We start from the raw sequence: 25123 nt of genomic DNA, 5'->3' as shown, positions 1-25123 counted from the left end.
TATATTCACATTACAATTTTAAATTATGCAAACCTCAATTAAGGCCACGAGCTGGCGCCTCTTCCGCTGGGGGGTGGGAGTATTCATTGTGCTGTTTATTTTCAGGTTGGTGTACGGGTACATGGCCTCTAATACAACTGCCACAGGCGACTATGGTGAGAATTACTTTGACCAGGTGAACGACCTGAGAAAGAACTATGCTTCCGCCAAGACAGCCATGTCCGCTCCATCGGCAGGAAGTACTGTACAACCCGATTTTTCTACTAACCAGAAGTATGAGAAGACGGCTACTGTACGCACAACTACCAGCGATTTTCCAAAAGACGAGTCAGATGTACGTAAGAAAATCGAAGCCTATAAAGCGATGATACAATATGAAAAAGCACTCGGTAAAACGGGTCATCGTGAATTGCACCTGATGATCGGGGTGAATCCTGAAAAGTTTGATTCGTTCTATCATGAGATCCAGCGTATAGGAACCATTAAGTCATTGTCTATTACCAAGGTAGATAAAACGAACGAATACAGGCAACTGAATGCAAAGAAGATTTCACTTGAAAAAACAGTGGCATCACTGGAAGCATTGAAAACAAATCCACGTACCAATACAGACCTGCTGCCAATTTATGACAGACAATTAGAACTGGAAGACAGGTTGCAAAACCTCGGCGTTGATTTAGGAAATTTCAATACGGAGAATGAATTCTGTACGGTGAAGTTGTCATTATATGAGGGAGCTACTGTGCAATCCATCTCGTTTATCCACAGGGTAAAGGTCGCATTGCAATGGACCATCCATTATTTTACCTACACGGTGATTGCCTTTACGATGCTGGTAGCTTTTATCTTTATCCTGTTGCTGATAATAGACAGGCTCAACATACCAGGGTTATTTAAATAAAAAAAGCGGGTGTATCAAAAGTATGATACACCCGCTTTTTCCTAGATCTTCAGGAACAACTTATTCCTGTACAAAACATATAACAGGCATAACTGTACAAAAGTTACCGACATGGCCGCAAACACTGGCTGCCACAACAACGGCGCATACTGTATCACCCCATTAAACACAAATCCGGCTGTATGCCCGAAATCTACCATCCCCTCTGCCGCCATATATATAAGGATCGAATTAGTCCCGATAATCACAAACGGGAACGCCCATCTTCTAAAACCCCATACATCTATGACCAGGTAGAATACTGCTAAGAACAACACACTGAATCCACCTGCATACAATACAAAGGAACTTGTCCACAAACGCTTGTTGATCGGGAAACTGAATCCCCATAAGTAGCCTAACAGCACCAATACCGCTCCTGCCAGCAGGATCATCAGGCCTTTTCTCAACGGTGCCTGTGTACCCCGCTGTATAAATGTTCCTACCAGGGTACCCAGCAATGCCGTTCCAATCGCCGGCAATGTAGACAACACGCCTTCCGGGTCATGTACCTTATCATGCAATCTACCCGGTACCAGTACCCTGTCTATATAAGATTCCAATGATCCATCCATGGTCAGCACACCTGCTCCATACCCGGGTACCGGCACCCACATCATCAGTGCCCAATATCCCAGCAGGATACCCACCAGCCAATACACCTGCCCTTTCACAGAGAAATTCAAACTGATCAATCCTGCAAAAAACCAGGCCAGGCCGATCCTTCCCAGTACACTCGGAAACCGGGTATTCTCCAGTCCGTTAAACTTCAATAAACCATTCACAATAAAACCCAGCACGACCAATATTAAAGCCCGTTTCAGCATCACCTTATACAATTTCCGCTTCTCCTCTCCCGGTAATAAATAAGTATACTTCACCCCTGCTATATCCATCTTTTTCTGCAGCGACAACGGCATCGTTACCCCCGCAATAAAAAGGAACAGCGGAAAGATCATATCATAAAAAGTAAACCCGTTCCAATCCGTATGATTCAATTGTGCGGACATCCACTCTACCGGCGCCCATTTAGTAGCCTTTGCCAGTGTATGAATAATATGCTCCCCACTCATGATCCAGAACATATCAAAACCTCTCAGCGCATCTAATGACTGCAATCGTTGATTATCTTTCATAAGCGGCTATTATTAGGTTGTGATATTTTGTGTACATCTGTTGTGCAACTGCAACCGGGTCTCCACTGGTAGTCAGCGGATAATTCTTCTGTGTCTTTACAAATTTCCACTCCCACTCACTGATCTTCTTATCAAATGCTTTGAAATCAGGTTGCTCTGATGTCATCAGGTAATCAAAGAACTGCTCCCAGCGTACTTTATAAAAGTCTTTCAGCAATCCGCTCCACTGCCTGTTTGCATACTCATGCAATGGACTTTCTGCGTCTCCCCACAAGGTAATCAGGTCTCTTGCATTTTGTTCATACAGCGCTTTTTCCGCTGGCGTTGTGCCCCAGTTTCTTGCACTCGCAATCCAGGGTCCCAGCAGGAAATCTTTCCTGGTAGCCAGTAACCGGTCCATATCATCTATCAGCTCCAGGTATGCTTTGCTATATTGCTGGAAGCTCTTCATATCACGTGCCTTATAAGCCCTGACCCATTGCTGTTGCAAAGGAGTGGCATAATTCGCCATCACCTGCCTGGTTACATCCACCAGGTCATAGGTAAATCCATCTGTACGCACACCTTTCTGAGCAGCATGTATAAACAGGTCCCATGCCGGTATTAAATCTAATGGTGCATAATTCAGTTTCGTTCTCGTCCAGATAGTCGTACTATCAAATGTAGGTCTGCCGGTAATGATAGATTCTGCCCCATCCCGAATGGTCTGTCCGTTATAAGCTGTCTTCTTCAATACCTGCCAGGCCTTTACCAATGAATCGTTGTCCACACTATAACGGTTACGTGCATATTTTCTCAGCCATGCATCCAGGTCTATCGGCTCCGTTTGCCAGGTGTGTTGCATAGTCAGTTCATACATCACCGGATTATTCTCAATGGCCTCCATGGTCAACCCGATCCCTTTCAGGTTCTTTGAATTCGGATCCTGCAAAGCGAGTGCGGGTCCGGCAGCTACACCTTCCAAACGACCAAACAGGTTCACATTACCACCAAAGTTATTCAGCTGATTCCAGATCCATGGCTTACCATAAAATGCATCTGTTCTTTTCCACACCGGTTCTATTTCGGCCGCCAGGTCTAATAAGATCATCTTATTGTCCGGCACCGCTTTCAACAATGCCTCAATCTGCGGCGCCTTCCAGAACTTACGATCACTATAAAATAACCATCCCTGCATCACCCATACTGCACTGGTATCAGCCTGTCTCATACCCTCATAGATCCTGGCACTCAGTTTAGAGAGAAACTCCGGATCATCAGAAGGAGGTTCATTTTCATTGAAAGTATCCGCTGAATACAGGTGATCTGTTCCAAACAGCTTAGTCTGCGTTTCGAGGAACTGTTTACCAATCTTCGCAAACAAAGGATCTTCTGAATCCAGGATATATGTATCTGCAAAACCATTGTTCCAGTTAGTGGCTTTCAGTTTCGCATTGGGGTATTTCTCTCTGAAAGCAGCCGGTACGTGTCCTGTGAAGGCCGGTAATACCGGCGTCATGCCCAGTTCCCGCTCCTGCTTCACAATCTGCTGTTGCAGTGTTTTATGACTCTTCATCCAGCTCAGTGGCAATGGACCACCCCAGCCATCTAAATTGCCCATCCAGAACCAGGAGAAGTAAGCAGGCCCACAGAAGAAACCTTCCAGTTCCTTGTCTGTAAAGCCCATTTGCCTGTATACTTCGTACCAGGTATACTCTTCACCAGTAATAGCCAGCGGCATATTGATGCCATGCATTGCCATCCAGTCTATTTCCTTTTGCCAGCGTTTCCAGTCCCACCAACTCATACTGTAGTTGAAGGTGCAATAGTTCAGGTAATACCTGTATTGATAAGGCGTCGTTTTCTTTACTGTAGTAGCCGGTACCGGCAATTTCGCAGGCAATTTCAGCTGCGTGCCATTCCAGGTGATCTGGGCATGACAATATTCCGTGAGATAATAATACAAGGCAGATGCGACTGCTACCCCGTTGTTTCCCTTTAATAAGATCTTTCCCTGGTGTGGTGTAATTTCAAATGCATCTTTGGCTGCTGAAGCAGGTAATTCCCCAACTTCAAAAGAAGATGCCCTTTCGGGCAATACACGCTTGATGAGCGCCAAAGCTGCCGGCTTATTCAATTGCGCCGACACGGTCGAATGTGCAAACATGACGAACCCACAGATACTAAGGACCCTGCTAATAACTTTCATAGACACTGTATGCTTGTTTTTTAATGTATACGCGGTGGTTTTAAAATTTCATTACGACGGCATTCCCCTTACTGTTTCCATTGTCTGTCTGTTCCGGTTGAATACATAACGGAAATTCATTGCATGATAGTTCGGTATAAATATAAACTATAAGTGTCACAAAGACAACCGTTACAGGAATTGATCTTACCTGCTGGTCCTGAAGATATTAAATTTTCTCTCTTGTAGGGTAGAATCTTTCCCGCATTTTGTACGCCAGCCAGGAATATCAATCTTTAACGCAAACTATCCCGACCTTTAATGGTAAAAAGCGGTTACCCGTATTGAATAATTTTGTTTTCAAATAACAAACCACTATCTTCGTAAAATACTTGACATGTCAAGTATTTTACAATTAAACACCATGACCACTATTAGCCCGTCACTAAAACTTATACTTAACCTCTCAAAGGCCCATGTCATTCTTTCCAGGAGGTTGGAAACCCGCCTGTCCGGCCATGGCATTGGCTATACGGACTTTGCCATCCTGCTTATATTACACGAAGCACCGGGTCAAAAGCTCCGCCGGGTGGACCTCGCCGAGAAAATAGGCTTCACTGCCTCCGGTGTTACCCGTATGCTGATTCCTTTAGAGAAGATTGGCCTGGTACAGCGCGAAGCCTACGAAAGAGATGCCCGTGTCAGCTATGTAGGACTGACCGATACCGGCAGGCAGATCTTCGAAGAAGCCCTCGCTTCTGCCGAAGGCATCGCCCAGGATATTTTTTCCACAGATACTATTACCACTGCCAAAGCCAAAAAACTGGATGCTTTCTCTGACATGATCACAGAACTTGGCGGCAACATCATTTAATGTATGAACAATTCCCTACTCGCTATTTTGCCCCCGCATAAGCTGCCGGCAGTAGAAAATGCCCTGCAACAAACTTTTGGGACAACCACCGTTGCATCCATTGAGTTAATGACAAGGGGGCTATCACCTGCGTTGGTATACAAGATCGGGGTAAACGATAAAGCCTATATCTTACGGCTTGTAATGGCAACAAATGAACTGGTAGACCCAGCACGTGAATACGCGTGTCTTCGCATGGCCGCAGATGCAGGCATCGCTCCACCGGTACTGTATGCCGATGCAGATGCCGCTGTTTCTATCTGTGCGTTTATTGCCGGTCCTCCTATCTGGGAAGGTCTCCCCGACAAAAATGTTCAACTGAAACGCATCGCCGAAAAAGTAAAAGATATTCATAGCCTCCCGCTCTTTCCCCCACTGATCAATTTCCTGGAGGGCATGACGCATTTCAGGGATCGCTTCCTGGAAATGAAAATGTTCCCTGAAAGTACGACGGCAGAACATTTCAGGCATTTCGACAGGATTAAAGCTGTTTATCCGATCCATGAGGACCTGGTGTCTTCACACAACGACCTGAATCCTGCCAATGTACTTTTTGACGGGGAAAAGATCTGGATGATCGACTGGGAGGCCAGTTTCAGGAATGACCGGTATGTAGACCTGGCGATTGTAGCATTGTACTTTGCAGCAAATGAACAGCATATCGATACGTTCCTGACAGCATATTTTGGAGAAACACCCACAGCCCTGCAAAAGGCAAAGTTTTACCTCATGAGACAAGTAGTGTTCCTGTACTATGGTACCATCTTTTTAAGAATGGCAGCTGAAATGCAGGAAACGCATGACCAGGAGATGAAAGTACCGACACTGATAGAAGTGAAGCAGATGATGAGTAAAGGAAAAGTGAACCTGGGTAGCTATGAAGGGAAGATCATGTATGGTAAAATGCTCATGCAGGAGGCATTAACAGAAATGCGGCAGCCTGCCTTTGAACAGTCACTGGCGTTGTTCTGTTAATTGCTTTACCGGATGCAAAAGGGCGGCCTTTACCGGCCGCCCTTCGCTTTATCATGGATTTGTGGACCAGATGCCTGCCTCTTTTACAAACACTCTCCTGTTCAGCTTCAGCTGGCTCACTATCAACTCTGCAAAGTCTGCTGCCTGCATCACCTTCTCTGGATTACCATCAGTCAGTTTCAGATCTATCGCCATATCTGTAGCAATGGTGCTGGGTGTCAGCGTTGTCACACGGATGTTAGACTTACGCACCTCCTGCATCAGTGATTCTGACATGCCAATCAGACCAAACTTAGATGCACTGTAAGCACTGGTCACGGCTGCACCATTCTTACCAGCTGTAGATGAAATGTTAACGATATCTCCGGTCTGGCGAGACAGCATTCCCGGCAATACCGCACGCACGGTGTAGTAAGCACCGAACAGATTCACCTTTACTATGTTTTCCCATTCTTCTGGTGACAGATCCAGGAATTTACCAAACTTACCTACACCTGCATTATTGATCAGGATATCAATTGTACCCAGTTCAGTAGTCAGTTTTGCAATAGCAGTTTCTACTGCCTGCCTGTCTGCTACATCTGCCGTAGCATATACGATCTTTACACCTGTACCTGCCAGTTCAGCAGCTACTGCCTGCAAATCTTTTTCTGTACGTGCAATCAGTGCAAGGTTCGCACCTTCTGCCGCAAGCTGTTGAGCCACTGCCTTTCCTATCCCTTTACCTGCGCCCGTGATCAACGCATTTTTACCTTTTAATGATTCCATACGCTAGCTGATTTTATTGTTGCAAATATAAGCAACACTCCCCTTTTCATTTATCACAGCCTGCTCAATCATCCCCCGGGTGCTACTCCCCTCCCGGCCGCTATCATTGCCTGCTGATGATATTTTTTTTACTTTCACCCCTGCTAAAATATCCACAATCATGCTTAAAACAGGTCTCCTGCTGTGCAGTCTCATGTACTGCCAGTTCCTATTTGCCAGAATTACCACCGTCAATGACACTACCGACCTTGTGAAGTACGTCAATACCCTCCAGGGTACCAATTCCAGTTTTACTCTCACCAGGGGCAATACTTACCCCACCACCGCCCTTCCCTTTGGTATGCACACCTGGACACCACAAACAGGTGTGAATGGTGATGGCTGGAAATATCAGTACGAAAAAGACAGTATCCGCGGCTTTCAACAGGCACATCAATGCAGTTCATGGTCCAATGACTATTGTGTATTCTCGCTCATGCCAGTGACCGGCCAGCTGGCTGTAGATCAGTTCCGGCGTGCTGCACGCTTTAGTCATAAAAATGAGGTGGCAAAGCCCAACTATTACAAGGTGACCCTCGACAACCACATTACCACAGAAATTGCACCCACCGAAAGAGGCGCACACCTGCGTTTTACCTTTCCCCGCTCCGGCGATGCATGGCTGGTGCTCGATGGATATACCCGTATCAGTAATGTACAGATCATTCCTGCCGAAAAAAAGATCATTGGGTATATCAACAACGGTCACCAGTTATCCAGAGAACTGCGTAGTTATTTTGTATTACAGTTCGACCAGCCATTCACCGCTTATGGCGTGTGGGATAGCAAGACAGGCACGATCACCGCTGATACGCTGAGCGGAAAAAATGCCTATATCCGGTTCAGGAAAGGCGCAGTGGTACAGGTGAAAACAGCGAGCAGCTACATCAGCCAGGATCAGGCAGCACTGAACCTGCAAAGGGAATTGGGCAGCTTCTCCTCTTTTGAACAGACAAAAAATGCTGCCTGGAAAATATGGAATGACTACCTCGGCAAAGTAAAAGTGGAAGGTGGAACGCAGTCACAGAAAGCTACCTTCTACTCCTGTTTTTTCAGGGCCAGCCTGTTCGCCCGTCAGTTCTTTGAATATGATAAAAATGGATCGCCCTACTACTACAGCCCATACGACGATAAGGTACATGCAGGCTATCTTTATACCGATACAGGATTCTGGGATACGTTCCGCGCACAGTTTCCACTCAATGCATTGCTGCACCCTGCCATGCATGGGCGTTATGTAGCAGCATTGTTAGATGCGTATGATCAATGTGGCTGGTTGCCTGCCTGGTCATTTCCGGGCGAAGGCGGGAGTATGCTGGGAAACCATGCTATCTCTCTGCTGGCAGATGCGTGGGCGAAAGGACTACATACCTTTGATCCGCAAAAGGCATTGAAAGCATACCTGCACGAGGTAACAAACAAAGGTCCATGGGGTCCTGCAAATGGCCGTGATGGCTGGAAAGAATACTTTACTTTAGGGTATTGCCCTTACCCCGGCGTGCGGGAAGCCACAGCGAAAACACTGGAATATGCATACGATGACTTCTGTGGCTATACATTAGCCCGGCAAACGGGGAACAGCTTTTATGAAGGTGTATTCAGCAGGCAGATGTACAACTACAGGAACGTGTACGATAGTGTGACCGGGTTCATGAGAGGCAGGCAGGCGGATGGTAGTTTTAACCCAGCCTTTGATCCGATCGAATGGGGAGGTCCGTTTACCGAAGGGAATGCATGGCACTGGCAGTGGTCTGTGTTTCATGATATACAGGGATTAATTCACCTCATGGGTGGGGATAGTAATTTTGTGCATCAGCTGGATGCTGTGTTTACTTCCCCCAATACTTATAAAGTAGGCACATATGGCGGACCGATACATGAGATGACGGAAATGGTGATGGCGAATATGGGACAGTATGCACATGGCAATCAGCCGATACAGCACATGGTGTATTTGTATAACTATGCCGGGCAACCATGGAAGGCGCAGTACTGGGCGAGAAAGGTGATGGAGAAATTGTATAATGCGACAGAGAACGGCTATCCGGGAGATGAAGACCAGGGGCAGACATCATCGTGGTATGTGCTGAGTGCAGTAGGATTTTATAGTGTGTGCCCAGGCACAGATCAGTATGTGATGGGAAGCCCGGTGTTCAATAAGACCACGATCACGTTGGAAAATGGAAAGCAGTTTGTGATTGAAGCGAATAATAACAGTGCGAAAAATGTATACATCAAATCTGCCACCTTGAATGGGCAGCCGCTCTCAAAAAATTGGCTGTCTCATACAGATATTACCAACGGAGGTGTCTTACACCTGGAAATGTCTGACCAGCCAGACAAGTCAAGAGGTACAGCCATCAGCGACAGACCCTTCTCTTTGACCAGCAAATAAAGCACATAAAAAAAGAGCGTCACTGGGACGCTCTTTTTTTACATGTAGCCGGTCTGCATGTATGCTGGCAGTATATGCAGACCGGCATTTTTATCTTTTATATCGTTCGCCCCATTACCGGGTCAGTGATGCTCATCGCTCCCGTTTCCACTCTGCCCGCATACCTCTTCTCACACCCGTCAACTACCACACTGAAATCATACCATCCACCATGATCTGCCAATGCATATACCACCTGCTTACCTGCATTTGCCGATAACACATGTTGCTGCACTCCTCTCTTATACCCATTATCCCTGATTACGACTTCATGTTTTTTGGATGTATCCACATTCTTCAGATCAAAGGCAATTTTCCCCTTTGCCTCATACTTACACACACATTCTACCAACGGATCATGTGCAGTTCCCTTAAATTCTCTATAAAACCCATTGGGCCCATACACCCTCAGATGATACTTCCCATTTGCAAATTGAGATAAATTCCAACGGTCCTTTAATATATCACCCTTAGCGACTGTATATGCCCATGTCTGTGCATGGTCCGGTGCATACACATGAAAGGGTGCACCTATTCCTTTTCCTGTACCAAAACTGATCTCAAAGTGCTGCTTTTCCTTACTCAAACCACCATTCACATGCAGATCGTACGGCAACGGCGAAGATGGTTTCGTTCCCTTCTCCTGTTTTGCCATATACGGAGCATTGGCAGGATCCGCATTGATAGCTGCAATTTCTGTTGGTGTCAATAACTTAAACCCGGCAGGTATTTTCTTAAACTTCGCGGCATGTATCGTCTGGATATATTCATCGCGCACGATTGGCGTCAATGCCGCCGGCTTATCTGTAAATGGCTGGAATACCGAACTCAAATCCCCGCACACAGTACGTCTCCAGGTACTTATATTTGTCTCTGTTACCTTCTTTCCTGTCTTATGTTCCAGGAACTTCTCCAGGAACTGTAACGTAGATGTATGGTCAAACACCTGTGAATTCACCACACCACCTCTACTCCACGGCGACGCTACCACCAGTGGTACACGGTAGCCTAATCCTATTACACTCTCCCTGATATCCGCTTCTTCCATACCTTTCTTCTTCATCTCCTGCTCACGTGTCACAAATTCTGTCGCCAGATCAATTCCCTTAGACGCTTTGCCATGGCCTTCTCCATGTGGAGGCACAAACGGCGGCACATGATCAAAATCGCCATCATTCTCGTCATAAGCCAGGATGAAAACAGTTTTCTTCCACACTTCCGGATTCTGGGTAAGAATATCCATCACCTCTGAAATATACCATGCCCCATACCAAGGTGAACCCGGGTGGTCGGAAAACGCCTCCGGTGCCACCAACCAGGATACTGTAGGCAAAGCCCCTGTTTTCACATCTTCCCGGAACTGGTACAATACATCTCCTTTAGGTACCCTCACCTCTCTTTCCTCATTTCCGTCATGATAACGTAATGGGGTGAGCTGATGGTAATCCGGATCTTTCTTATTCGTTACAAAAGCTTTCTCATGCAGGTTCTTCTCCCGCTGTGACAAAGCCGCAAATGCCGCTGCATTATATTTTTCCTGATGCTTCTTCAATTCTGCCAGTTTCTCTTCACGGTCTGCTCTCTCATCGTGTGGCAATGTTGTATCGGCTAACTCCTTTTGGTACCGCGCAATCTGTTGCTGTACAAAATGCAGATGTGCTTCTGACAACTGCGGTTTGTACTGTGTAAAGAACTCCAATGGATTGTCTGTAAAGTTCGACAGCCATGCATCTTCCTCTCCGTCAAACCCTACCCCTACACTCAGTTCATTCTGGTACACCTTCCAGGAAATGCCAGCATCTTCCAGTCTCTCAGGATACGTGGTCCAGCTACCAGGTTCGGGATAATCACATTCATTGTTGCGCACCGCCGGCATCCCTTCCTGGTTGCGTAACGTGCCCGTCCAGAAATATAACCGATTCGGCGTGGTACCTGTCAGCGATGAGCAGAAGTTCTGGTCACAGATCGTGAAAGCATCTGCCAGTGCATAATAGAAAGGAATATCCTCTCTTGTATAATACCCCATGGTCATGGGCAGATGTGCATATTCTTTATTGCCGGAACGCTTTACATCCAGCCATTTATCATACTTTCCACCATTGCGGGCATCCACCTGGTTCTCCCAGCTATGCGGCAATGAGCTCATCCACGTAGCCTTTGAATCTTTCAGGTCAAGCCGGAAAGGTGCATACGTCTCTCCTTCTTTATTCGACTGCAACCATACCAGGTTTTTATTCGGCAACTGTATTGCACGCGGATCATTGAAACCACGCACACCGCGCAGCGTACCATAGCAATGATCAAACGACCTGTTCTCCTGCATGAGAATGACAATATGCTCGGCATCCAAATAAGTACTGCCCGGAGCAGGATCAATAGCCAATGCTCTTTGAATGGCAGGTGGTAATACGCCCGCCAGTCCGGCGCTGCCTGATAGTATGGCAGCTTTTTTAAGAAAGTCTCTCCTGGTATCCATATGCCTGACAAGTTATTATAGAACTTACAAACTACTAAGAGGATTTGAAAAGATTCATACTTTTTTAATAATGGCGAACAGATGTATGACCCTGTTACTGTTATTTCGGGCCTGGCTACCGGAAATGCTTATCCAGGCAAGAAATTATAGCTGGTTCTCCGTGAAGTAAAAAAGTTTAAAAAATCAGTATCCTATTGCTTCCCCAGACAGCAAAAAGGGTGTACCATATACACTGCAACCACCCTGCGACAGCAATTAAAGATTATGATTATCTTTCGGGTGATAGACTTGTTGTTTGACAAATAAAATTGTGACTATGCGAAAGAAACTGTTATTATACCCTGCCATCATCGGCATATTCGGTGGACTTACCTGGCTGGTGATCAGACAGGGTAACCACCTGCCGCTGAAAAAAGGCGTAGCCGGCCTTATCAACAATGCTGCTACACCGGCTGCTCATAGTACAGGCATTGGAGCCACCTTACTCCATAACATGCAACAGCCTCTCTCTTTATTATTATTCCAGGTACTGATCATTGTACTTGTAGCAAGAATATTTGGATGGCTGGCCAATCGTATCGGCCAACCTTCAGTGGTAGGCGAAATCATTGCAGGCGTATGCCTGGGCCCCTCCCTTTTCGGTATGCTGTGGCCCGCAGGTAAAGATTTTCTCTTTCCGCCTGACAGTTTTAAAAACCTGCAGTTCCTGAGCCAGATAGGGTTGGCGTTCTTCATGTTCGTAGTCGGGATGGAACTGGATGTAGCCAAGGTGAAGAATAAAGCACACGATGCTGTGATGATCAGTCACGCCAGTATTGTACTACCATTCTTCCTGGGGGTTTTGCTGGCGTATAATCTATATACACAATTCTCCATGCCGAATGTAAGTTTCCTGTCATTCGCACTCTTCATGGGTATCGCTATGAGCATTACGGCCTTCCCGGTACTGGCACGTATTGTACAGGAACGTAAACTGACTGGTACGCCCCTGGGTATACTGGCTATTACCTGCGCCGCTGCCGATGATGTAACGGCGTGGTGTATACTCGCAGTGGTGATTACCGTAGTAAAAGCAGGTTCTATCTGGAGCGCCCTGATCACGCTGGTAATGGCACTGGCTTTCCTGGGTGTGATGCTGAATGTGATCAAGCCTTTCCTGGCTAAGAAGATCCCACAGCTGATGGCAGCAGGTAAGGAAAAAACCACCGTAGCAGTTGCGTTCTTCCTGATGCTGCTGAGTGCATTTATAGCAGAAACCATTGGCATCCACGCATTGTTTGGTGCATTCCTCGCAGGCGTGATCATTCCAGCGGAAGCATCTGTGCAGAAACTGCTGACTGATAAGCTGGAAGATGTAAGTGTATTGCTGTTATTACCGATCTTCTTTGCCTTTACGGGATTGCGTACACAAATCGGTCTGCTGGGCCAGGGACACCTGTGGGCAGCCTTTGGCCTGATCATGCTGGTAGCTGTCGGTGGCAAACTGGGGGGTAGCGCACTCACGGCCAAACTAATGGGTCAACCCTGGGCAGAATCAATGGCCATCGGTGCGCTCATGAATACCAGGGGATTGATGGAGCTGGTAGTACTGAATATCGGGTACGACCTCGGTATCCTTTCTCCTGAAGTATTTGCTATGCTGGTATTGATGGCACTGGCTACTACATTTATGACAGGGCCACTGCTGGATCTTATTAAAAAAGTATCTGCCAATAAACTGCGGGTAAGCAATGCCTGACACTGAAAGTCGCATTGGCTGATAGGGCCATACCAGATATTGAAGCGCCTGTATCAAAAAATGATACAGGCGCTTTTTTTGAAAATAGTTTTCCTTCCCGTTAGCCATGCAGGAGTCCTTTCAGTATCAATGAGCAGCCCCCTTCATGACTGTTTTATAACGGTACCTGATGAGATACCATCCACCGGAACATTGTTCTATTTTGCGATATCCCCTCTTTTCCTGTACAACCAATAAGAATAGATCATTGCGTAAGCAGTACACGACAGGGGTAAGATGATCAATAACCTGGGCAGCCATGCTATGGGCAACACTATGCTCAGTACAAAACCTGTCAGTGCACTGATGAAAAACCACCTGGAGCAAACCTGGTGGGTTTTTCTCCATACCCCTTCATCGGCCAGTGTCCAGGGTGTACGTATACCGATAAAATGATTGGGTTTCACACTATTCGTAAGATTGGAAATTACCGCGATGAACAGGAAAACGGCTTGTACAAGTGTGCGTTCATTTCCCCATTGCCGGGCTGCGAAAAGGGTTAATATGAGTGGTAATGAACTGATGAAGTGGGTACCTGCCCAGATAATATTGTAATACTTTTCAGAAATGGGTTGCTTCCCCGATTTCTTTCCTGCTCTAAAGATCCAAAAGACAAACCCGTTGATGATCAGGCAAAGGGCCGCCATGACCAGGTTTGAAAAAGTATCCGTGCCCATATTCATCCCGGTAAGTGTACCGATGCAGAGGAGATCAAAAAAAATGATGAGGACCAGTTTGAAATAGTAAAGCCAGGTGGCTTTGTCGGTAGCGGTGCCGGCTGACAATGTCATTACCAGGTAAATGAATGCAGATACGCTGCTGAATATGGTGACGAATGCGGCAGGACGCATATAGCTATCCACTACCCAGCCGTTAGGGCCAACGGAGTAATGAGCGGGAACGGTGGCTGGCAGCTGGTCTTTTACAATGAAGAATACAATCCAGGGGATGGCGATGAGCAATGCAAACGGCAGCTCTCTGAGCCATTTATTTGTTTTCATATGCAGGGCTTTGATTGAAAGAAGGTGTGAATTGCATTACCCATTTCAACAGTTCGTCAACCACGGTAGTATTCAGGGAGTAGTAGACGAACTGTCCCTTTTTCTCACTGGTGAGTAGTTCGGCCTGCCTGAGCAGGTCGAGATGATGGGAGATAGTGGGTTTGGAAAACTGGAAGTGATCAGCGATGTCGCCGGCAGTTTTATCCCCGTCTTTGAGGAGTTCCAGGATGTCACGGCGGGTCTTATCGTTGAGCGCTTTGAAGACAGTATTCACGGGTTATATATTTAGACAAATATCTAAATACTTAGGGAGAAAAACAAAAAACAGTCATGAGCTGGGGGATAGCATACATTCAGGGGGATAAACTGCCGGCAACCGACCGTTTTACTAATGGGTGAGAAACCCACTATAAACAAAAAAGCCGCTCGGTGAGAGCGGCTTTTTCTAAAACGAATAACTTATTTCTTGTGAGTAGTTTTCTTCTTGGTAGCTGTCGGCTTTTTAGCAGCAGATGCTTTCCTGGCCGTCGCTTTCTTTTTCGCGGCTGCGGTTGCTTTTTTCTTAGCAGCCGGAGTTTTCGCTTTTGCTGTCGCAGCGGGCGCTGGATTTGCTTTTGTTTTGGCGGTCTTTGATTCCGGCATCGGCGCTAACTTGGCCGGCGGCGGAAACTTAGACTTATCTACACCTGCAGCTTTATCGTCCAGCATGAGGGCGAGGGATTCTTTCAGGATCTCTTCCTTTTCAGCCTGGAACTGCTTCATTTTATCTTTAGGAATACGCAGGTCATAGCTATTTTCTGGTCCTGCCATAATTCTTGCGAAATCGGGATTCAGGTGTTCCAGCTGAGCCTGTTCGATATTCAGTTTCCTGGCGATTGCATCAAGGCGGTACTTACCGGTGATGTTGAACTCAACAGTATTGTACATCTCTTCTTCTGACAGTTCAGTTGAAGCGTAGTTTACTGAAGAAGCAGGCACATTGATAGTGGCTACGCCAGGATTGTCACTGTTGTCATCATTCCCCACACCGAAGAAGGTATTGAACCTATCGAGGATGTAACCGGTCGCGATGAATTTGTACACATGGTTCCTGGATTCAGCAGGCAGAAAATATTGCATGCCCCAGAAATCGCTGCGACCACTTGCTGCCATAGCGCGCTGAACGCCGCCGGGACCGCAATTGTAGGCTGCAACTACCAGTAACCAGTCGCCGAACTGATTGTACAGTTCATTGAGGAACTTCGCTGCTGCTACAGTGGATTTGTAGAAGTCTTTACGTTCATCTACCTTCTTACCTACGCTCAGACCGAAGATGCGTGCGGTACCTGACATAAACTGCCAGGCGCCTACAGCGCCTACACGGCTACGGGCGTTGGTGTTAAAACTAGATTCAATAACTGCCAGGTATTTCATTTCTTCAGGAATACCATGTTCTCTAAAGATCTTTTCTACCATGACGAAGTAGGGTTGACCTCTGGAAATCATCACCTGCAGATGTTGGCTATACCTGCTGGCAAAGTTATTGATGTATCCAGCTACAATGTTGTTGTTGATCTGTTCATAGACCTTTGGACTGCTGATGCTGGACGGCAGGCTTTGTGCATTTTGACGCACAGCCTGAGAGGTTACGGAAGGCACAATCGTTGTGTCCTTAGGTAACCGAACTTTGTGGTTCAATACCGTAGTATCTGGGCCCCCTATGGGAGTAACCACCTTCTTAGGTACGCCGTTGCCACCAAACGCTTCATAATGCCATGCACCCAAGGTCGGTAACAGCAGTAGTAAAAAGATTTTCCTCATACACATATTTATTTTAAACAGGAGTGACCTGCCTCAATTGCATGACATTTTCTGCAATATCTAACAGGCCTGCTTCGCTAAATTGCTTTGTGATGATCTGTACACCATATGGCATCCCATTTGAATGCCGCTGCAAAGGTACGGAAATTGCCGGAACTCCGGCGAGGTTTGCCAGTACCGTGTAGATATCTGCAAGGTACATAGCAATAGGGTCATCTGTCTTCTCCCCTATTTTGAATGCTGTAGAAGGCGCCGTTGGCATCAAAATCGCATCATAAGTTGACAGGATTTCTGATAATTTATTAACTACCAGCCTTCTTACCTGCTGCGCTTTCGTGAAGTATGCATCGTAATATCCTGCGCTCAACACGAAAGTGCCCAGTAAGATACGACGTTTAACTTCTATGCCGAAACCTTCCGATCTGCTTTTCTTATAAAAATCTGTTAAATCTAAATTTTGTAGCGGTGTCCTATGTCCATATTTTACCCCGTCGAACCGGGAAAGATTGGAAGATGCCTCTGCTGTAGTCAGCACATAATATGCGGGAACTACATAATCCAGATAAGCAAAATCGACCGCTGTGACTGAATTGCCTGCGGCTTCCAGTTCTTCAAAAAAGCTTTGGTACTCACCTTTCATCTCGGGGTCTAATCCCGGGTGAAACAATGCATCCTTTAAATACGCGATTTTCCAGGATTTATTGTGTCCCCTCGTCTGATAATCAGGAACTTCTTTCGAAGAGGCTGTACTATCATAGCCATCGGGCCCTGCTATTTGCTGTAATACACTAGCGACATCTGCAACATTCCTGCCAAAGATGCCTATCTGATCGAAGGAAGACGCATAAGCGATCAGCCCGTAACGGGAGATGCGCCCATAGGTTGGTTTTAACCCTACAATACCGCAGAAATCGGCTGGCTGACGTACGGATCCACCAGTATCACTACCCAGGCTCACCATACACAGATCTGCCTGCACAGCTACCGCCGAACCGCCGGACGAGCCTCCGGGTACACGGCTGGTATCCAATGCATTGAGTACGGGTCCATGTGCCGAATTTTCATTGGTAGACCCCATTGCGAACTCATCGCAATTGAGATTACCGATCAAAATAGCATCTGCCTCCAGCAATCTTTCGACTGCAGTGGCAGAATACATAGATGTAAACCCTTCCAGCATCTTCGATGCCGCACTTATTTTATGCCCTTTGTAGCAGATCACATCCTTGATCCCGATCACAACGCCCCCCAGCGACCCCAGCTTTTCCCCATTTTGTAGACGGGCATCCAGCTCGCGCGCTTTTTGAAGGGCTTCCTCTTCCCAAACCTCCAGGTATGCATTCAGATGTTTTGTCTTTGCTATACGGTCCAGGTAATATTGTACCGCTTCCGTACAGGTTGTTCTGCCGGCGTATAATGCTTCATGAAAAGCCGATATACTGCTGTATTCAGACAAAGCCAAACCAGTTAAATTGCTTGAAAAAATAAAATTCAGGTCAAACTTGTAAGCCAGACGTAAAAAGTGTTACGTCCAGGTTGTGGCATACTTTAGGTTCTATGACGTGGAATGCTAGTCTATGACTATCATAGGCACACGACTTCTCCTTGCGTTTGAATATTCAGTTCTGTAAAATACAGGGAAGGAATTAAGCTCCTTTCTGATCGGTAGTAGAAGGTGTTTCTTTCATACCCTCTTCGATCTCCTTGCGTACATTGTTCTTGGCATCGTTGAACTCACGGATACCTTTACCCAGTCCACGCATGAGCTCAGGGATTTTTTTACCACCAAATAACAGTAATACAACCAGGGCGATCAACAGCAGTTCGCTCATACCCAGATCCTGGAACAATAACAGTGGTGATTTCACAATAACGGCAGTCATTTTCTCTGTTTTAGAATGTTAAGCTAACAAAGATAGGTAATTAAATCCGGGATTCAATTGTACCGTTCGAAGATCAGAGAAACTTTAATTTTATTTTAAGAGGAGGACAGACGGGGTCAACCAGGGCATTTTGCCTGCAAATAGTCAGATCAAGGTAGGTAGAGGTTGGCAGTACCGGGAAGTGACAAAAAAAACGGGAACCGGAACGGTCCCCGTTATCACTAATTTCCCTGTATTTATACTAAACCCTTTTCTCTTTAATACGAGCAGCTTTACCAGCACGTTCACGCAGGTAGAACAGTCTTGCTCTTCTTACTTTACCAACTTTATTCAGTACGATACCATCAATGTTTGGTGAGTACAGAGGGAATACTCTCTCTACACCTACTCCATCAGAGATCTTTCTTACTGTGAATGATGCAGTGAAACCAGTACCCTGGATCTTGATTACATCACCTTTGAAGGACTGGATTCTTTCCTTGTTACCTTCAACAATTTTATAGTTTACAGTGACATTGTCACCGGCTTTAAACTTAGGGTAGTTTTTTGTATTACCTGTCAGTTGCTCGTGAACAAAAGAAATCGCGTTCATCTTTCAAATTTATTTATCGGACTGCAAAGGTAATTGAGAAATCCACAACTTCCAAATAACAGTGACCGTTATTAAAGAATAATTTTTTAACTAATTGATTATGAGTCAAATTTTGGCCTAACTTTTTTAATGGATGAAGTTGCTGGAGAATAGCTGTGATACAGATACCAGTACAATTTCCGGGTGCCCACAGCATGCTGTTGAATGCCTGAAATCGCCCGCTGTAGGCCGATACCTGCTATTTATCCAACAAGTCGGGCCTGCGTTGCCTGGTCCTTTCCAGGGCCATGTCATGCCGCCACTCGTCTATCTTTTTGTGATCTCCGCTCATCAGCACTTCCGGTACCTTCCAGCCCCTGAACTCCTCCGGTCTTGTATATACCGGTGGTGCCAGCAGGTTATCCTGGAATGAATCCAGCAGGGCAGACTGCTCGTCATTCAACACGCCGGGAATCAGTCGACCTATGGCATCAACCAGTACTGCTGCCGCCAACTCACCGCCAGACAATACATAATCGCCAATAGAGATCTCCTTCGTCACGAAATGCTGCCGGATCCGCTCATCAATTCCTTTATAGTGCCCACACAACAGGAGCAGGTTCCCTTTTAGCGACAGCTGATTGGCAATCCCCTGATTCAGGGTCTCCCCGTCCGGCGTCAGGTAAATCACCTCGTCGTAAGTAACCTTCTCTTTCAGGGTCTCTATCGCCCTTACAACGGGCTCCAGCATCATAACCATACCTGCCCCTCCCCCAAACTGATAATCATCTACCTGTTTTTGCTTCTGGGTAGAATAATCCCGGAGATTGTGGGTATATATTTCCAGCAATCCTTTCGTCTGCGCCCGCTTTAAGATCGAGTGCGAAAAAGGGCTTTCAAGTAACCCTGGCTGTACGGTAATAATATCGATCCTCATGTGTTGTTAATTCTACAGATAAATATCCAGCAATCCTTCAGGCAGGTCTACATGTACGATCTGCCCTTTCTTATCCACTTTTACCAGTGATTGTTCATTCAAAGGCAACAGCACTTCTGTTTCCTTATACATGATCTTCACCAGTACCTGCATCGGCATTTCGATCACTTCTTCGATCACACCCAGTTCGCCCAGCTCCTTGTCATGCACGGTAAAGCCCAGCATGGCCAATGGTGCAGAAGATGCTGCCTGTCCCTTGAAATCAGCTTCCAGGAGGTAAACAGGCGTTTGTACCAGTTTACGGGCATCTTCCTTGGTGTCTATGCCTTCCAGCTTCACAAAGGTATGTTCATGATCTTTCACACTGGCCTTCTGTACGAAATAAGGTATGAAACTGTTCTTACGCTCTTCCAGGAAGATGGCTTCCACCCCTTGCAGGGAGGTCCTTTTTCCCAGGCTGTGCTTCAGAACAAACTCCCCCTGTAATCCGAATACAGATACCAGTTTGCCTATGCTAAAGTAGTTATTCATTATCTGACGACTAATAAGTAAAAAGGGAAATACCCTTGAGTATTTCCCTTTCAGTATGTTATTTGAAAGCCCAATTAAGCTTCACCACCTTCCTGAGAAGCAGAAGCATCTTCTACTCTTCTTACTACTGGTGTAGCGATTCTTGCTTTCTTGTGGCTATCACGACGTGCAGCAACTTTCTGCTCGTGTTCAGCCTGCCATTGTTCGAATTTCTGGAAAGCGGTAGGCTCATCAAACAGACCGAGCTTCACACCTCTCAACAGGTGTTTCAGGTACAGTACACCTTTGAAAGAAAGGATTCTTCTAACGGTATCTGTTGGCTGAGCACCTTTCTGTAACCAACGCAGTGCCTTTTCAGTATCAATGTTGATAGAAGCAGGAACTGTCAGTGGATTGTAAGTACCGATCTTCTGGATGAATTTACCATCTCTTGGCGCGCGAGCATCGGCAACTACGATAAAATAAAAAGGTCTTTTCTTAGCGCCATGACGTTGTAATCTGATCTTGACTGGCATAAATAATTCGAATTATTTTTTTGCGAGTTGTTAAAAAATATTATTCAATTGGGGCAGCAAAAGTAATCCTAAAAAGAATTAGTTCAAAATATTTTCTGTTAAAAATTACCAATGCTGCAAAAAGTTTATTTTCCAGTTTATCTGGTTTTGGATTGAAAGCTGGTTTCAGAGTAGTACCAGCGCGGATTTCGCCAGCTGCACTCCTCTTCTCTCACCGATCTTACCGGCCCATTGCTCTCAGCCCTCTGCCACCTGCGCCAAATTTATTCATTTGTTTCATCATCTGGCGCATTTGTTCGAATTGTTTCATAAACTGATTCACATCCTGGATATCCTTTCCGGCGCCTTTCGCAATACGGCGACGGCGGCTGCCATCAATCAGGTCTGGATTGCTACGTTCTGCAGGGGTCATAGAGCCGATAATCGCCTCTATACCTTTGAATGCATCGTCGCTGATATCAATATCCTTGATAGCCTTTCCGATACCCGGGATCATTCCCATCAGGTCCTTCAGGTTACCCATTTTCTTAATCTGGTTCAGCTGCTCACGGAAGTCATCAAAGTCAAACTGATTCTGACGGATCTTCTTTTCCAGCTTTTTCGCCTGCTCTTCGTTGAACTGTGCCTGCGCGCGTTCTACCAGGGTCGTGATATCACCCATACCCAGGATACGCTGTGCCATACGTTCAGGGTAGAACACATCGAGGGTATCCAGTTTTTCACCCATGCTCACGAACTTGATGGGCTTCTCAACTGTGTATTTAATCGTTAATGCAGCACCACCACGGGTATCACCATCCAACTTTGTGAGTACTACCCCACTGAAGTCCAGGCGTTCATTGAAGGCCTTAGCCGTATTCACGGCATCCTGACCCGTCATGGAGTCCACAACAAAGAGGATCTCGTTTGGCTTTACTGCCGCCTTTACATTGGCGACCTCGGTCATCATCGCTTCATCAACTGCCAGACGACCGGCGGTATCGATGATCACAACTGTATTACCATTCTGTTTAGCCTGTGCGATTGCATTCTGGGCGATCTTTACAGCGTCCTTGTTCTCAGGTTCGCTATATACCTCCACCCCAATTTGCTCACCCAGTACTTTCAGCTGATCGATCGCCGCAGGGCGGTAGATGTCAGCCGCCACCAACAGTGGCTTTTTACCCTTCTTAGATTTGAGGAAGTTGGCCAGCTTACCGGAGAAAGTGGTTTTACCAGAACCCTGTAAACCTGCGATCAGGATCACAGAAGGGTTAGCCTTGATATCCAGCTCCACTTCGGTACCACCCATCAGTTCTGCCAGCTCGTCTTTCACGATTTTCACCATGAGCTGACCAGGAGAAATGGCAGTAATTACCTTTTCACCCAGCGCCTTTTCCCTTACCCTGTCGGTAAAGTCTTTCGCGATCTTGTAGTTAACGTCCGCATCGACCAGCGCACGGCGGATCTCCTTTACGGTACTGGCAACATTTATTTCACTGATACGGCCTTCACCTTTCAACTGCTTGAAGGCGGAGTCGAGCCGCTCTGATAATGATTCAAACATCAGAAACCTGTTTTTAAATAAGCCGGGAAATAGCTTAAGGGTTGCAAAAATAATAAAAAGGTAGCGAAAAGAAATGGGTGTAAGCGCCCGGGCGGACGAAAATAGTCAATAAGCAGGCAATCTTACCGTTCCTACCAGCATGATCCGGCTATAACCGGTAGATAACCCGCAGATATCCCGCCTCTTTATAGATGCGGGTTATCTGCGGGTTATAGGCGGGATATCTGCGGGTTATCTGCGGAATATCCCCGAAGAAGCGCCGTAGTAGCGGTATAGCGCAGACGCCCCTGGGGATTCCAGGCCTGGTAAGGCTATAAACAGGCATAAAAAAAGGATAATACCAACCGGTATTATCCTTTTTCAATATGATAGTGGGTAAATGTTAGTTCCCCAGGTAGTTTCTCAGCAATTTGCTACGGCTGGTAGTTCTCAGCTTGGTGATCGCCTTATCCTTGATCTGGCGAACCCTTTCGCGGGTCAGACCGAACTTCTCTCCTATATCTTCCAGTGACATCGGATGCTCTACTGCGATACCGAAGTACAGCATGATCACATCTTTCTGGCGATCAGTGAGTGTAGATAAAGAGCGTTCTATTTCGCGGCGCAGTGAATCGTGGTGATCCAATTCTTCATCAGCGCTGCTTGCGTTTGGATTTTCCAGTACATCCAGCAGAGAGTTGTCTTCTCCGTCGATGAAAGGCGCATCCATTGATACGTGACGGGCTGCAACACCAAGGGTGGCTTCTACTTCCTCTGTATTAATTTCGAGAATAGTAGCCAGTTCATCCGGCGACGGTTCTCTTTCAAATTCCTGTTCGAGTTGAGAGTATGCTTTGCTGATCTTATTGCTCAGGCCAACCTTATTCAGCGGGAGACGAACGATGCGGCTTTGTTCTGCCAATGCCTGCAGAATAGATTGACGAATCCACCATACGGCATAAGAGATAAATTTAAAACCACGTGTTTCATCAAAACGCTGTGCAGCCTTGATAAGACCGAGGTTGCCCTCATTAATCAGATCACTCAGGGATAAACCCTGGTTCTGATATTGCTTGGCAACAGATACAACGAAGCGCAGGTTGGCTTTTGTAAGCTTCTCCAGTGCTCTCTGATCTCCTTGCTTAATGCGGATAGCCAGGTTCACTTCTTCCTCCGGCGTGATTAAGTCTACCTTCCCAATTTCCTGCAAGTATTTTTCCAGGGATTGAGACTCACGGTTAGTGATGGACTTAGTGATTTTGAGTTGGCGCATTGACATAAAGACTCGGAACAGTTACAGGTGAATAAAACGTTACCTTTTTGATGAATGCCAGACAAAAATAAGTTTTTTTAGATAGTAGCCAAAATAAATGTTTACTTGTTGAATCATTTTTAAGCAAAAACGTTTCACCATTCACAACGTACATGTGAGACGGCTGAAATGCTCATCTGACAATAAATTGCTGTGAAAGAAGTGCTGCGAAATGCTAATGTATCGTTAATTTTTATAATAGAATTGTTATTTATAAAGTGTGAAAAGATTTGAGTAATTATTAAAAAAAAATGCAAAATAATTTTGACAGAATAAATAATTTTCTATAATTGCAGCCAGATGATATTGATTTACTAATTACTTTGAGCGATGTCTAAGAAAGTGCAATATGAGTTGGAATACCCCGTACGGTGCTCACCCAGTATCCTATATGAATTCTTGTCTACACCTGCCGGATTACAGGAGTGGTTTGCGGATAAAGTAGATTACAGGGACAACGTATTTTCCTTCTCCTGGAATGGATCCGTGGAAGAAGCAGAAGTGCTGGAACAGGAAGAAGATGAATTTATTCGTTTACATTGGAAACATGCGCCCAAAGAAGAATTCTTTGAATTTCGCATTGCCATATCCGAAGTAACAAACGAAACCATCCTGGTTGTAAAGGATTTTGCAGAGAAAAAAGAAATAGCTGATCAGAGCCAACTCTGGGATTATCAGGTAAAAGACCTGTTCCATCGCATTGGCAACTAAACACCACCAACCGTTTCACAAGCCGCACAATAACTGTATAAGTAGTGTGTAATCTTCCACTACACCAGGTATTAGCCCTTCCCAGTTCTCCAGTGGCAAGGGCTTCGCGATCTTTATAAATGGAAGCCGGTGTATAAGCATTTCAAATTCTGATGCCGGCAAAGCTGCTATCAACCTGAAATTCCCGTTTTCAAAATCGTGATGCCAGGGATCGTCCTCTCTTACATAGATCTGAAACTGAGCGGCAGCTAACGCTTGCCTGCCAGCTATGATTGTCTGTGCATAACGCTGTTTCAACTCTCCACTGAGATGCAGCGTGGCGATAAAGTAATGCCCCCACCAGAACATGGTCCGGAACGCAAAAATGTCCCCGCGACTGAAATAACGTGGATAATCCAGCATGATATAAGGTAAATCCTTGTAACGCTCTCCTTTGCTTAGCTTACCTGTCCCATCTCCGGGAAAACTGATTTCCTGTAGTGGAAGTGCTGCCTGCAATGCAACATGCAGCTCCCCCAGCAGACTCATCACCTTCTGTAAAATGTTGTTCTTGAGATAAATCCAATCGGGATTTGTTATAAGTGCCTGTTCCTCAACAGTCAGGATTGCCTTGTTCATAGGTACAAAGATAAATTTAACCTTATTTTAAACGCCGATATTCGGCGCTATCGGAAATCATGTTAAATTTGCCAATTCTAAATGCCCGTTTGAA

General features: G+C 46.0%; 22 protein-coding genes. 6 read left to right on the top strand and 16 right to left on the bottom strand.

The genetic code is table 11. The features are described from left to right. The first annotated feature begins 25 nt into the window (after window positions 1–25). Window positions 26–901 (top strand): DUF4349 domain-containing protein, encoded by an 876-nt coding sequence (locus ABDW33_RS04655; RefSeq protein ID WP_343688895.1) that lies wholly within the window; start codon window positions 26–28, stop codon window positions 899–901. 41 nt (window positions 902–942) lie between these two features. Here ABDW33_RS04655 and ABDW33_RS04650 read toward each other — a convergent pair whose 3' ends face one another. After that, a complete protein-coding gene (locus ABDW33_RS04650; RefSeq protein ID WP_343688894.1) occupies window positions 943–2076 on the bottom strand; it encodes a DUF5009 domain-containing protein in 1134 nt (377 codons plus the stop codon). Continuing rightward, entirely contained in the window at window positions 2066–4264 is a 2199-nt protein-coding gene (locus tag ABDW33_RS04645; protein ID WP_343688893.1) for an alpha-N-acetylglucosaminidase, read from the bottom strand. Before ABDW33_RS04645 ends, ABDW33_RS04650 begins: the two co-directional genes overlap by 11 nt. 376 nt (window positions 4265–4640) lie before the next feature. Here ABDW33_RS04645 and ABDW33_RS04640 point away from each other — a divergent pair, with 376 nt between their 5' ends. Together ABDW33_RS04640 and ABDW33_RS04635 are read left to right on the top strand one after the other, a co-directional pair. Then, the gene (locus ABDW33_RS04640; RefSeq protein WP_343688892.1) at window positions 4641–5117 is read left to right on the top strand and encodes a MarR family transcriptional regulator; all 477 of its coding nucleotides are present in this window, start codon (window positions 4641–4643) and stop codon (window positions 5115–5117) included. A gap of 3 nt (window positions 5118–5120) precedes the next feature. After that, entirely contained in the window at window positions 5121–6131 is a 1011-nt protein-coding gene (locus tag ABDW33_RS04635; RefSeq protein WP_343688891.1) for a phosphotransferase, read from the top strand. 51 nt (window positions 6132–6182) lie between these two features. Here the strand turns inward: ABDW33_RS04635 and ABDW33_RS04630 are convergent, their stop codons facing one another. After that, window positions 6183–6899: a 3-ketoacyl-ACP reductase gene (locus tag ABDW33_RS04630; protein WP_343688890.1), complete on the bottom strand. Its 717-nt coding sequence runs from the start codon at window positions 6897–6899 to the stop codon at window positions 6183–6185. A 160-nt stretch (window positions 6900–7059) separates the two neighbouring features. On the opposite strand from ABDW33_RS04630, the gene ABDW33_RS04625 reads away from it, so the two are divergent. Continuing rightward, window positions 7060–9333 carry a GH92 family glycosyl hydrolase gene (locus ABDW33_RS04625; RefSeq protein ID WP_343688889.1) on the top strand — a complete coding sequence of 758 codons (2274 nt, stop codon included), beginning with the start codon at window positions 7060–7062 and terminating at the stop codon, window positions 9331–9333. Window positions 9334–9430: 97 nt separating this feature from the next. Here the strand turns inward: ABDW33_RS04625 and ABDW33_RS04620 are convergent, their stop codons facing one another. Beyond that, window positions 9431–11848, bottom strand: a complete 2418-nt coding sequence (locus ABDW33_RS04620) for a phospholipase C, phosphocholine-specific (RefSeq protein WP_343688888.1) — start codon at window positions 11846–11848, stop codon at window positions 9431–9433. Window positions 11849–12164: 316 nt separating this feature from the next. Between ABDW33_RS04620 and ABDW33_RS04615 the strand changes: the two genes are divergently transcribed. After that, window positions 12165–13586 (top strand): cation:proton antiporter, encoded by a 1422-nt coding sequence (locus tag ABDW33_RS04615; RefSeq protein WP_343688887.1) that lies wholly within the window; start codon window positions 12165–12167, stop codon window positions 13584–13586. Window positions 13587–13783: 197 nt separating this feature from the next. Here ABDW33_RS04615 and ABDW33_RS04610 read toward each other — a convergent pair whose 3' ends face one another. The 11 genes from ABDW33_RS04610 to ABDW33_RS04560 all read right to left on the bottom strand — a co-directional run bounded on the left by ABDW33_RS04610 (window position 13784) and on the right by ABDW33_RS04560 (window position 23661). After that, the gene (locus ABDW33_RS04610) at window positions 13784–14626 is read right to left on the bottom strand and encodes an SdpI family protein (protein WP_343688886.1); all 843 of its coding nucleotides are present in this window, start codon (window positions 14624–14626) and stop codon (window positions 13784–13786) included. Then, a complete protein-coding gene (locus ABDW33_RS04605; RefSeq protein ID WP_343688885.1) occupies window positions 14613–14900 on the bottom strand; it encodes an autorepressor SdpR family transcription factor in 288 nt (95 codons plus the stop codon). The genes ABDW33_RS04610 and ABDW33_RS04605 overlap by 14 nt, the downstream gene beginning before the upstream one ends. Before the next feature lie 185 nt (window positions 14901–15085). Beyond that, window positions 15086–16426: a transglycosylase SLT domain-containing protein gene (locus tag ABDW33_RS04600; RefSeq protein ID WP_343688884.1), complete on the bottom strand. Its 1341-nt coding sequence runs from the start codon at window positions 16424–16426 to the stop codon at window positions 15086–15088. 13 nt (window positions 16427–16439) lie between these two features. Continuing rightward, window positions 16440–17882: an Asp-tRNA(Asn)/Glu-tRNA(Gln) amidotransferase subunit GatA gene (gene gatA, locus ABDW33_RS04595; RefSeq protein ID WP_343688883.1), complete on the bottom strand. Its 1443-nt coding sequence runs from the start codon at window positions 17880–17882 to the stop codon at window positions 16440–16442. 190 nt (window positions 17883–18072) lie between these two features. Continuing rightward, window positions 18073–18309, bottom strand: a complete 237-nt coding sequence (gene tatA, locus ABDW33_RS04590) for a twin-arginine translocase TatA/TatE family subunit (RefSeq protein WP_116857021.1) — start codon at window positions 18307–18309, stop codon at window positions 18073–18075. 241 nt (window positions 18310–18550) lie between these two features. Next, the gene (rplS, locus tag ABDW33_RS04585) at window positions 18551–18901 is read right to left on the bottom strand and encodes a 50S ribosomal protein L19 (protein ID WP_116857020.1); all 351 of its coding nucleotides are present in this window, start codon (window positions 18899–18901) and stop codon (window positions 18551–18553) included. A gap of 238 nt (window positions 18902–19139) precedes the next feature. Continuing rightward, window positions 19140–19817, bottom strand: a complete 678-nt coding sequence (trmD, locus tag ABDW33_RS04580) for a tRNA (guanosine(37)-N1)-methyltransferase TrmD (RefSeq protein WP_343688882.1) — start codon at window positions 19815–19817, stop codon at window positions 19140–19142. A 12-nt stretch (window positions 19818–19829) separates the two neighbouring features. Continuing rightward, complete coding sequence (gene rimM / locus ABDW33_RS04575) at window positions 19830–20348, bottom strand: ribosome maturation factor RimM (RefSeq protein ID WP_343688881.1); 519 nt, start codon at window positions 20346–20348, stop codon at window positions 19830–19832. A gap of 74 nt (window positions 20349–20422) precedes the next feature. After that, entirely contained in the window at window positions 20423–20863 is a 441-nt protein-coding gene (gene rpsP, locus ABDW33_RS04570) for a 30S ribosomal protein S16 (protein ID WP_343688880.1), read from the bottom strand. 220 nt (window positions 20864–21083) lie between these two features. Next, the gene (ffh, locus tag ABDW33_RS04565) at window positions 21084–22409 is read right to left on the bottom strand and encodes a signal recognition particle protein (protein WP_343688879.1); all 1326 of its coding nucleotides are present in this window, start codon (window positions 22407–22409) and stop codon (window positions 21084–21086) included. Window positions 22410–22791: 382 nt separating this feature from the next. Next, window positions 22792–23661: an RNA polymerase sigma factor RpoD/SigA gene (locus ABDW33_RS04560; protein WP_116857015.1), complete on the bottom strand. Its 870-nt coding sequence runs from the start codon at window positions 23659–23661 to the stop codon at window positions 22792–22794. A gap of 369 nt (window positions 23662–24030) precedes the next feature. Here ABDW33_RS04560 and ABDW33_RS04555 point away from each other — a divergent pair, with 369 nt between their 5' ends. Next, complete coding sequence (locus tag ABDW33_RS04555; RefSeq protein WP_116857014.1) at window positions 24031–24411, top strand: START-like domain-containing protein; 381 nt, start codon at window positions 24031–24033, stop codon at window positions 24409–24411. 15 nt (window positions 24412–24426) lie between these two features. Here ABDW33_RS04555 and ABDW33_RS04550 read toward each other — a convergent pair whose 3' ends face one another. Beyond that, complete coding sequence (locus tag ABDW33_RS04550) at window positions 24427–25029, bottom strand: hypothetical protein (RefSeq protein WP_343688878.1); 603 nt, start codon at window positions 25027–25029, stop codon at window positions 24427–24429. Window positions 25030–25123: the final 94 nt, after the last annotated feature.

The organism is Chitinophaga sp. (genome assembly GCF_039596155.1).
Lineage (GTDB): Bacteria > Bacteroidota > Bacteroidia > Chitinophagales > Chitinophagaceae > Chitinophaga.
Note: the sequence above shows the minus strand (reverse complement) of the source record. Positions and strands in the feature narration are given on the sequence as shown.